Here is a 10198-nt window from a genome sequence, read left to right on the forward strand (position 1 = left end):
GCCGGGTACTGGTCCGACCGCACCGGGCGGCGGATGGGGCCGCTGCGGACGATCGTGGTGGCCACGACGGTTGTGATGGGCGTGCTCGCGGTGGCCGAGCTGGTCAGCCCGTGGGCGGGCGTCGCCGCGCTGGCGCTGGCCGCAGTGGTCACGGTCAGCGGCAACGGCCTGGCCTACCTGGGGGCCGGGGAACTGGCCGGCCCGCACTGGGCCGGGCGGGTCCTCGGCGCGCACAACACCGTGCAGAACGTCGTGACCGTCGGGGGCGTCCCCGTGCTCGGCATGATGATCGGCGCGTCCGGCTACTGGGCCGGGTTCGCGGTCGGCGCGGTGTGCGCCCTCGCCGCCATACCACTGGTCCCCGTTGCGGCCGAACGGCGGGCGGCGAGAGCCGCCAGGGCCGGCACGGCGCCGAAGCCGACAGCGACACCGCTGTGTCGGACGGCGGGCCCTGGCTCGTCAGGGAGCTGCTCGGGGTCAAGGCCTTAGCGGTCGGGGCCAACGCGGTCCGGGGCCGATGACCATGCCGTGGTGCCGGGCCCTGCCTGTCGGGGTCGTTCGGGGTGAGGGGTTCGGTGGCCGGGCTTGGTGCGGTGTAGGGACAGGGCTCTGCCTGCCAGGGGCTGCTCGGGGGCGGGATTAGTGAGGTGGCGGAGGTGAGAGCCAGGCTGCTGTGTCGGGGGGCAGGGTTTCGCCTGGTAGGGGGCCGCTTGCGATCAGGAGGTCGTGATGTGGGGGTAGCGGGACGGCCTGGTCGCCGCAGTTGAGTACGCAGGTCAGGGGGCCGCGGGTGAACATGAGCACGTTCGCTGGGGCGTCCAGCCAGGTGATCTCGGTGGGGAGTGAGCCGCGCAGTTCGCGGCGCAGGGCGATCGCCGTGCGGTGGAACTCCAGCGTGGAGTCCGGGTCGCCTTCCTGGCGTCGTACGCTCAGCTCCGCCCACTCGGCGGGCTGGGGCAGCCACGGCCGGACGCTCTCCGGCGCGAAGCCGTACGGCTCGGTCGTGCCGGACCATGGCAGCGGCACCCGGCAGCCGTCGCGTCCCTTGATCTCGCCCCCGGTCCCGGCGAAGACCGGGTCCTGGCGGACCTCGTCGGGAAGGTCCAGGATCTCCGGGAGGCCGAGTTCGTCGCCCTGGTAGAGGTACGCCGAGCCGGGCAGGGCCAGCGTGGTCAGCATGGCCGCACGAGCGCGGGGGAGACCCGCCCCAGGGTGGGTCTCGTCGTACCTGGTGCGGTGGCGTACGACGTCGTGGTTGGACAGCACCCACGTCGGCGCGGGAACGGTGCGCAGTGTGTCGTCGATCACCTTGCGCAGCGCGGTGGCCGACCAGGGCGCGAGCAGCCAGGGGAAGTTGAAGGTCTGGTGGAGCTCGTCCGGCCGTACGTAACGGGCCAGGTCGGTCACGGAGTCGGTCCAGACCTCGCCCACGGCGACCCGGTCGCCGCGGTAGGAGTCGAGCAACTTGCGCCACTCCCGGTAGACCTCGTGCACCTCAGGGCGGCTCCAGATCGGGGACTCGGCCTTGAACCCCTGCTCGTCCGGGGACGCGTCGGGCAGGCCGGCGGCCTTGAACAGGCCGTTGGCGACGTCGATGCGGAAGCCGTCCACGCCCCGGTCGAGCCAGAACCGCAGCACGTCCAGGAACTCGGCGGGGACGTCAGGGTCACGCCAGTTGAAGTCGGGCTGCCCGCGCGTGAACAGGTGCAGGTACCACTCTCCGCCGGGAAGCCGGCTCCACGCGGGCCCGCCGAAGACCGACCGCCAGTTGTTCGGGGGCGCGTCGCCGGAGCCGGTGGCGAACAGGTAGCGGTCGCGCTCGGGGCTGCCGGGCGGCGCGTCCAGGGCCCGCCGGAACCAGGGGTGCTCAGCCGAACTGTGATTGGGCACGATGTCGACGATCACCCGCAGGCCGCGCTCGTGCGCGTCGGAGACGAGCGCGTCGAAGTCGGCGAGATCGCCGAAGAGCGGATCGACGCCCCGGTAGTCGGCGACGTCGTAGCCGCCGTCGGCCATCGGGGAGGGATAGAAGGGGGTCAGCCAGATCGCGTCCACGCCGAGCCCGGCGAGGTAACCGAGCCGGGAGCGGACTCCCGGGAGATCGCCGACGCCGTCTCCGGAGGCGTCGGCGAAGCTGCGGACATAGATCTCGTACACGATGGCGTCACGCCACCAGGGGAAGGCCATGATTACGAATTGCCCGCTTCGGCTGGCGCTATGTCCCTGGACGGGGGGAGACGCCCCCTTCAGGGGCGTTCACCAGACTGTGCGCCGCGTAGACGAGATAGTCCCAAAGCCGGGTGGCGAGGTCTTTCGGTAGATCCAGCGACTCCACCGCGTCGTGCATGTGCCGCAGCCACGCGTCGCGCTCGGCGGTGCCGATGACGAACGGCACGTGCCGCATCCGTAGCCGGGGGTGGCCTCTTTGCCGGCTGTAGGTGTTGGGCCCGCCCCAGTACTGGACCAGGAACATCCGCAGCCGCTCTTCGGCGCCGGTGAGGTCTTCCTCCGGGTACAGCGGGCGCAGCAGCGGATCTTCCGCCACACCCTCGTAGAAGCGGTGCACCAGGCGGTGGAAGGTCTCCTCGCCCCCCACCGCCTCGTAGAAGCTCACCGACTCCTCGACGTTGCCTGACATGCCACCCAGCCTAGGTCACCGGCCGGGCTGGTCCGGCCGGGCGGTTCAGGTCGGGACCGTCGAGAGCGGGATGGACTCGCGGTCCAGCGCGGCCTTGACCCGCAGCCGCAGTTCACGGGCGACGGCGGCCTGACCGGCGGGGATGGTCTTGGCGCTGATCCGGAAGAGCACGGCCGTCTCCGAGATCTGCTCGATGCCGAAGACCTGGGGCTCCTCGACGATCACCCGGTCGCGGTAGTCGGGGTCGTCCCACAGCTCGGCGGCCACCTGGGTGAGGATCTCGCGTACGGCCGGGATGTCGGCGTCGTAGGCCACCGGCACGTCGAAGGAGGCCCGCGACCAGCCCTGCGACTCGTTGCCGATCCGGGTGATCGTGCCGTTGCGGATGTACCAGACCCGGCCGTCCACGTCGCGCAGCCGGGTGACCCGCAGGGTGACGGCCTCGACGGTGCCCACGGCGGGGCCGGCGTCGATCACGTCGCCCACGCCGTACTGGTCCTCAAGGAGCATGAACATGCCCGCGATGAAGTCCTTCACCAGCTCCTGGGCGCCGAAGCCGACCGCGACGCCGAGGATGCCGACGCTGGTCAGCAGCGGGGCGAGCTGCACACCGAACTGGGAGAGGATCATCAGCACCGCGGTGCCGATGATCACGATGTTGGCGATGTGGCTGAGCACGGAGCCGAGCGTGTCGGCGCGCTGTTTCCTGCGCTCGTTGAGCAGGACCGAGGCCTCGTCGGCCGCGCTCCCGGCACGCTGGCGCAGCCGTTCGGGGATCATGCCGAGGGCGGCCCGGCGGGTCGCCCGCATGATCAGCCGCCGGACGAGATTGCGCAGCAGCAGGGCGGCGATCAGGGTCACGACGATGATGACGAGCCAGGCGGCCAGCGGGGCGAGGTTGGCCGGGAGGAAGCTCTCGAACACCGGGCACAGCACGCCGCCTGTTTCACCCATGCAGACCCGCTCAACGGCGCCGGCGACATCTGGTATCGAGGGCACGGCCGGGTCGGTCGGTTTCATGATGGCGAGCAGAGACACGTACGGGATCCTCCGGATCGGTTCGGCCGGCATTGGGGGAAGGCTCCTCCATAGTGCCGACCGAACCGGCCGCCGTCACATCACGCCGGGGAAGACGGGGCCGTCCGGTCCCGGCCGATTACGGCGGGCCGGGCGGCTCCGGTGACGAACGGCTCGGCGGGGACGCGCACCCGGAAGCGCGTCCCGTACCGTTTTCCGGGGCAAACTCCCCGGAACCCTCCAGAACATACTGGAGGGCGCTTTTGTCCTAATTCGTGGGCAGAATGGCTATGGGGGATAATTCTCGAGATTGCGGAGGAATAATCCTTTTGGTGTGCGGAGCCGACGGGATCCCTGCCCCCGCGGCCTTTCGGTCGCGGGCGCTCCGCACCGGTCAGCCCGCCGGCTCCAGGAGCCGCAGCAGGCGCGGCGACGGACGGCGGTGGCTCCGCTCCACCGCCTCGTCGCCGCGGTCAGTCGCCCACCACGGCGAGCACCCTGGCGACCTTCGTCGCCGCCCCCGCCGGATCGTCGGCCCGGTGCATCTTCTCGCCCCAGGACCACCAGTAGTACCAGTCGCGATGCTCGGGAACGGGCACCTGCCTGCAGGTCACGTTCTCCGCGAGGCTGGTCGCGTCCGGGTTGATCACCCGTACGAACGCCCGGCCCTTAGGAGTCCGTACCACTCGGGCGAGCAGTCCACGGGCGTCCAGTTCCGCTACCAACCGCTCCAGACGCCCGGAGTCGTCCTCCCCCACCTCGCGTCCCTCCTCCTGTGTCACTTGCGGGGGCAACGATGTGGCGCATCTTCCCTAGGCGCCCATCGTGGCCGTTTGAAGTTCCGGTTGGCCCAACATGACTCAGTACGCCGACGCGGTCAACGAGGCTTCCGTCCCTCTCTGTAGAGCGGATCTCACAAGTGGGTTGAAAGAAACCGCTCGGAGAGGGACGATCCTTAGCCGTCACCCTTTGGGAGGACGTTTTCAAGCACTCATTAGTAGTCCATCATTCTCATAGGCGCGGTGTGCAACCTGTGGACTACGCGGCGTCAGCGAGTGAGGACGTCACGGTAACGGTCCAGCCCGCCTAGCTGGCCATCGGGAGAGGGGCCGGAATGTCCGGCAGGCAACACAGGGAGACCGAGATGGCTCGGCGGATCCGGGCCAAGGGCCTTGCCGCCGGCCGCATCGCGGCCCAGATCGCAGAAGAGATTTATGAGTCCTGTTCCTCGCACTTCGGCACGACCCGGGTCAAAAGCCACCGGCTCGCGCACGGTATCGCGCTCGCCGACGTCATCGAACAGGTGCGCGCGCTGTTCGAGCGGGACGGCAAGCCCGTGCCCGGCATCGGCGAGACACTGCTGTCGGCCTACGAAAGCGGGCTGAAACGCCCAGGGCCGGAATATCTCCACTATCTCTGCTCGGTGTACCGGGTCGAGCCCAAGGCTCTCGGCTATGACGGGCCGTGCATCTGCGGCAACGCCCACAAGGGCCCGCCGGCCGGCCGGGCCGAGGCGCACGAGGGCAAGCAGGAACCCTCCGGCGCGCGCGCGTGGGTGCCACCGCCGATCAGCGACCTGTCCGGCCAGGGTGGCGACGAGGACGAGAACGTGCTCCGCCGTACGCTGCTGCTGTTATTGCGCGGCAAGAACGGCATGCTGCTCGACGCCCCGGTGCTCGGTGCGGTGGAGAACATCCGCAGACGGCTGGACGAGACCCTGGTGTCGGCCACGGTCTCACCGGCGATGCTCGACCAGTGGGAGGAGGCCACCGCCGGGTTCGGCCGCCAGTACATGAACACCCCGCCCCTGCGGCTGCTGTGCGATGTCATGCTGGAGTTCAGCGCCGTGCGCAAGGCGATGGACAAGCGCCAGCCCATCGACCTTCAGGAGCGGCTGTGCCGGATGGCCGCGCAGCTGGCCGGCCTGGGCGGAATGATCATGATCAACCTCGGCGACCAGCGGCTGGCCCGCTCGTTCTTCAGGACCGGGCGCACGGCCGCCGACGAGACCGGTGACCGCGCGCTGCGCGCCTGGGTGTGCGCCAGGGAGGCGCTGGTCCCGCTCTACTACGGCGACCCGCGCGAGGCGCTGAGCCTGGCCAAGAAGAGCCGCGACCTGGCCGGGCAGACGCCGTGCGCGGCCCAGGCCATGGCCCCGGTCGTGGAGGCCAGGGCGCTCGCCGCGCTGTCCGGCGGCGGCAAGAAGGACGTCGTCGACCAGGCCAAGCGGGCCCTGCAACGGGCCCGGGCGGCCTTCTCCCAGATGACACCGAACGAACAGGACGACTCGGCCTTCGGCTACACCGAGCGGCAGCTCTACTTCCACCAGGGCGACGCGCTCGTCAAGCTGGGGCAGGCGATGGAGGCCGACCTGGTGCTGGAGCAGGCGCTCACCAAGTACGGCCCGACGGAGTGGCTGGACCCGCTGCTGATCCGCTTCGACCGGGCCAAGTGCAAGGTGCTGGAGGGCGATCTCGACGAGGCGATGCGGACCGGCTTCGACATCCTGCACGATCTGGAGGACAACTACCGCACCGACATCGTGATGAAACGCGCCCACGAACTCGCCAAGATGGTGGAGGTCAAGTCGCCGCACCACCACATGCTCGCCCCGTTCCTCGACCTGGTGAACGCGTTTTCCAACGACGCGCACACGCAACGTTCGGTGCTGCCGCACACGGGCCCCAAACCGGGGGATCAGGTTGAGCCGATCAGCTGAGCCGATCGCCGGCGAATCCGGTCGATCATCGTCGGCGAAGCCGGACATCCGGAACGAGGCCGCATCTGGACGCCGCCGCCCGCCACCCAGGTTCGGCACATCGTACCTGGTCAGAGTGCATCCGCCCGGGTCTCTGGGCGGCTGAAACGAGTCGTATCGTGTGGCGATATGCCACATTTATCCGCTTCTGGTGGTGATAGTTGATTAATCGCCGGAGATAGATAGGTGCCAACCCTTGTGGAATGCCCGGCGGGTCGAATAATTGGACGGGCAAGCGTGTGCGACACGAGGGGCAGCATGAAGAGAATCGTTGTGCGCAAGCCGGGTCTAGCCAAACTGAGCGGCAACTCCAGCGTGATCCACAAGGGGTGAGCGATCACTCCGGCCATGTCTGGCTCCAGGGGGAGCACTCCAGCGATCGGGCGTCACTGCTCGCCTCCTGGGGCACGCTCCCTCTGGGGGTGCTCGATGCCCACCGCCGGCGCAACGGCCCCTACACGTTCGGCGGCGCCCTGCTCGGCAGGCTCGTCCCGGCCGCGCTCCGGGAGGCTCCGGGTCTGGTCGCCGCACACGACATCGAGATCCGGGCGGCCGCGCCCGGCCTTTGCGGGCTGGTGGCCCCCCGCTGGGAGCCCTCCGACGCCCGGGTGTCCGACGATGAGCGCATCCTGGTTCCCGCACCGCGCCGCACGCTGCGGATCGCCAACGGGATAGCCGAGTTCGTCAGGGAGCGCGTGCCGGATGGAAGCGTGCTCGCCGTCGAGAACGCCCATCACGCCGACGCCACCGACCGCGAACTGCTGACCGTGCTCGCCCGCCGGATCGCGCCCGGGCGACTGACCCTCGTGGTGTGCTCGGCCGAACCTCCCCCCGCGGACTTCCCGAACCTCGCCCGGCACGCGCGCGCGACCCCCGCCGAGCCGCCGGACGCCCCCGACCAGGACACCGGCAGTGCCGCCGACCGTGCCGCCGCCTACGTCGCCTCCGACTGCACCTCCGACGATCCCCGGCTCGTCGCCGCCTACCTGGCGCTGCCCCCGCAGGCGCGGGCCGCGCTGCACGACCGCCAGGCCGGGGAACTGCTGGCCAGGGCCGAGCCCGCCCCGCTGCTCGGCGCCGTGCCGTACCACCTGGAGCACGGTACGGACCCGCGCGGCGCGGGCGCGCGGGCGCTGTGGGCGGCGGTGGACCACTGCGTGCGCGAGGGTTTCCTGGACACCGTGGCGGAGCTGGGGCTGCGCGGGCTCGCCCTGGTCGAGGAGGGCGGCGACCTCTGGTGGCGGTTCGTCCAGCGCACCGCGACGGCCCTGGGCGCGCTGCGGCGGCATCCGGAGGCGCGGGAGCTGTGGGAGCGCGCCAGACGCGGCAGCGCCGAGCCCGCCGTACACGCGGCGGCGGCGTACGGCACCGCCATGCTGGACGCGCGCCACCCCGATCCCGCCACCCGCGACCTCGGCCGGGCGACCGGCTGGATCAACGAGGCCATCGCCATCTCCACCCTGTTGCCCGACCGGGAGCAGCGGGCGTTCAAGCTGGGCTTCGACCGCAACGGCCGGGCCCTGATCGAACTTCGCCGCGGCCGGCTGCCGCAGGCGCTCGACCTCGTCGAGTCCGCGATCGAGCTGGCCGAACGCGATCTGCCGCCGGGCCGCCACCGCACCCACCGGATGGTCCTGCTGGCCAACCGGGCCCAGTTGCTGGCCGCCCTCGGCCGCGGCAAGGAGGCGCTGGACGACTACAACGCCGCCATCGCCCTGGACCCGGTCTTCCCCGACCACTACCTCGACCGCGGCAACCTGCGCTTTTCGCAGGGCATGCTGGACGACGCGCTCGCCGACTACGAGAACGCCCTGCGGCTCAGCCCGCCGCTGCCCGAGGCGTACTACAACCGCGCCCAGATCCACCTGGCCCAGGGCGAGGGGGACGCGGCCCTCGCCGACCTCGCCCACGTGCTCGAACTCGACCCCGGCTACCTCGACGCCTACATCAACCGGGCCGGGCTGCTGGCCGTCGCCGGTCGGGACGCCGGGGCGCGGGCGGACGTGGCCGCCGGACTCGCGATCGACCCGCGCAACGCGCACCTGCGGTGTGTGCTCGGCCAGCTCGAATGCGCGGCGGGCCGGCACGCGGAGGCCCTGGCCGCCTTCGCCGCCGCGCTCGCGGCCGATCCCCGGCTCGGCCCGGCGTGGGCCAACCGCGCCATCGCCCGCTACGAGACGGGCGACCTGGAGGGGGCGGTGGACGACCTGACCCACGCGCTGGAGCTGGAGGAGAGCGCCGAGCTGTACTTCAACCGCGCCACCGCGCTGCGCGCGCTGGGCAGGGAGGGGGAGGCCATGGCGGACCTGCACCGGGCGCTCGACCTCGACCCGGACGATCCGGATGTGCGCGAGGCCCTGGAAGCGGGCAATACGGACCTGAGGTAGGGGGTCTTTCACTCCTGAGATGAGGCCCGTCCACCTGGCGGTAGATGTTCCTCCCCCAGGGTGCGTTCGGTAGAGGTTCGTCCACCCAGGGCGGAGGTCTTTCCTCCGGCGGGTATGCCGGCCTCTCCCGCGTCATCGCGTCATCGCTTCATGGCGCCGTCGGCGATCGCGTCGGCCGCGTCGCCGATGGCCATCCCGACGATCTCCAGGCGGCGGACCAGCTCGCGTTCCTTCATCGCCTCGGAGGTCAGCTCCTCGGAGAAGATCCGGGCGATCTCGTACTGGTACATGCGGCGGATGTTGCCGCCGATCTTCTTGGCCTCCAGGGCGTCGGTACCGACCGCCGAGGGGTGCGCGGCCAGCGCGCGCACCGACTCCTCAAGCGCCTCGATCCCCATGACCACCTGGTCCAGCATGGGTGCGAACCGGCGCTGGCCCTTGATCCGGTACAGGTAGGACTCGCGGACGAAGTCGCGCAGTGAGTCCAGCACGTCGTCGATGAAGCGGGACAGGCGGAACAGGTCCTCCCGGTCGATGGGTGTGACCAGCGCGCCCGACAGTTCCTCGACCAGGGCGGCCCGGTAGGTGTCGCCGCGGTGCTCGATCTCGCGCATCCGCTCGTGCGCGTCGGTACGGCCCGTCTCGCCGCCGATCATGGCCATGGCCAGCCAGGCGCCCTCCTTGGTCGCCTCAAGCTGGCCGATCAGCGCGTCGCTGAGCGCGCTGTCCATCCGCCCGCGCATCAGGTCCAGCATCCGGCGCAGCCGCCGCACCATCTCACCTCCCGCGGGCCTTTCACGCGATCACACCCTTGACGATGAGCGCGCCCGCCGCGGCGAGCAGCCCGCTCGCCGGTAGGGTCACTACCCAGGCCAGCACGATCTTCGCGGCGGGGTGCCAGCGCACCCGGCGTGTGCTCTCCGCCACCCCCGCGCCGATCAGCCCGCCGGCGATGGCCTGGGTCATGCTGACCGGCGCTCCGGCCGCCGCGCAGGCGATCACCGTCGGGCCGCTGGCCAGTTCGGCCGAGACGCCGTGTACCGGGCGCGAGGCGAGGATCTCCCGGCTCAGCGTACGGCCCGCGCGCGGCAGCCCGTAGATCGTGCCGAGGCCGAACAGCACCGCGATCAGCGCGCAGACGCCGGGGGCCGCGCCGGACGCGCCGAGCGCGATCACGAAGACGGCGAGCATCTTCTGGCCGTCGTTGGCCGCGTAGGCCAGGCACTGGACGGCGAAGCCGGCGCGGTGCCAGCGGGGCAGGCTCGCGCCGTCGGCCAGCCGTACCAGCAGGGGGTTGACAAGTACCGCGACCAGCGCGCCGACGAACGGCGCGGCCAGCCCCACCACCAGCACGAACACCACTCCGCCCGCCGACACGGGCAGCCCCCAGCCCAGCCC

General features: G+C 70.9%; 8 protein-coding genes and 1 pseudogene. 3 read left to right on the forward strand and 6 right to left on the reverse strand.

Features of this window, described 5'->3' with window-relative positions:
• Window positions 1-489: pseudogene (locus C1I98_RS41790) on the forward strand (hypothetical protein); the annotation flags it as partial.
• A gap of 150 nt (window positions 490-639) precedes the next feature.
• Here the strand turns inward: C1I98_RS41790 and C1I98_RS28465 are convergent.
• The 4 genes from C1I98_RS28465 to C1I98_RS28480 all read right to left on the reverse strand — a co-directional run bounded on the left by C1I98_RS28465 (window position 640) and on the right by C1I98_RS28480 (window position 4413).
• Window positions 640-2187, reverse strand: coding sequence for a glycoside hydrolase family 13 protein (locus tag C1I98_RS28465; RefSeq protein WP_111170482.1), 1548 nt, complete (start codon window positions 2185-2187; stop codon window positions 640-642).
• Between the two features lie 28 nt (window positions 2188-2215).
• Window positions 2216-2638 (reverse strand): globin, encoded by a 423-nt coding sequence (locus C1I98_RS28470; RefSeq protein ID WP_199537283.1) that lies wholly within the window; start codon window positions 2636-2638, stop codon window positions 2216-2218.
• A 45-nt stretch (window positions 2639-2683) separates the two neighbouring features.
• Complete coding sequence (locus C1I98_RS28475; RefSeq protein ID WP_233508269.1) at window positions 2684-3592, reverse strand: mechanosensitive ion channel family protein; 909 nt, start codon at window positions 3590-3592, stop codon at window positions 2684-2686.
• Window positions 3593-4128: 536 nt separating this feature from the next.
• Entirely contained in the window at window positions 4129-4413 is a 285-nt protein-coding gene (locus C1I98_RS28480) for a hypothetical protein (protein WP_111170486.1), read from the reverse strand.
• A 356-nt stretch (window positions 4414-4769) separates the two neighbouring features.
• Between C1I98_RS28480 and C1I98_RS28485 the strand changes: the two genes are divergently transcribed.
• Window positions 4770-6374, forward strand: a complete 1605-nt coding sequence (locus tag C1I98_RS28485; protein ID WP_438672117.1) for an NsdA family TPR-like regulatory protein — start codon at window positions 4770-4772, stop codon at window positions 6372-6374.
• Window positions 6375-6742: 368 nt separating this feature from the next.
• The gene (locus C1I98_RS28490) at window positions 6743-8800 is read left to right on the forward strand and encodes a tetratricopeptide repeat protein (RefSeq protein WP_233508270.1); all 2058 of its coding nucleotides are present in this window, start codon (window positions 6743-6745) and stop codon (window positions 8798-8800) included.
• A gap of 140 nt (window positions 8801-8940) precedes the next feature.
• Here the strand turns inward: C1I98_RS28490 and C1I98_RS28495 are convergent, their stop codons facing one another.
• Together C1I98_RS28495 and C1I98_RS28500 are read right to left on the reverse strand one after the other, a co-directional pair.
• Window positions 8941-9576: a DUF47 domain-containing protein gene (locus C1I98_RS28495; protein ID WP_233508271.1), complete on the reverse strand. Its 636-nt coding sequence runs from the start codon at window positions 9574-9576 to the stop codon at window positions 8941-8943.
• 19 nt (window positions 9577-9595) lie between these two features.
• Window positions 9596-10198, reverse strand: a 603-nt coding sequence (locus C1I98_RS28500) for an inorganic phosphate transporter (protein WP_146607673.1), incomplete at its 5' end; no start/stop codon positions are given.

The organism is Spongiactinospora gelatinilytica (assembly GCF_003236385.1).
In the GTDB taxonomy this organism is placed as follows: domain Bacteria; phylum Actinomycetota; class Actinomycetes; order Streptosporangiales; family Streptosporangiaceae; genus Spongiactinospora; species Spongiactinospora gelatinilytica.

What these genes read in the sequence shown, in the direction of transcription:
- C1I98_RS28470 (WP_199537283.1), bottom strand. Translation starts at nt 2,638, where the DNA reads ATGTCAGGCAACGTCGAGGAGTCGGTGAGCTTCTACGAGGCGGTGGGG.
- C1I98_RS28495 (WP_233508271.1), bottom strand. Translation starts at nt 9,576, where the DNA reads ATGGTGCGGCGGCTGCGCCGGATGCTGGACCTGATGCGCGGGCGGATG.
- C1I98_RS28485 (WP_438672117.1), top strand. Translation starts at nt 4,770, where the DNA reads ATGTCCGGCAGGCAACACAGGGAGACCGAGATGGCTCGGCGGATCCGG.
- C1I98_RS28475 (WP_233508269.1), bottom strand. Translation starts at nt 3,592, where the DNA reads ATGGGTGAAACAGGCGGCGTGCTGTGCCCGGTGTTCGAGAGCTTCCTC.
- C1I98_RS28465 (WP_111170482.1), bottom strand. Translation starts at nt 2,187, where the DNA reads ATGGCCTTCCCCTGGTGGCGTGACGCCATCGTGTACGAGATCTATGTC.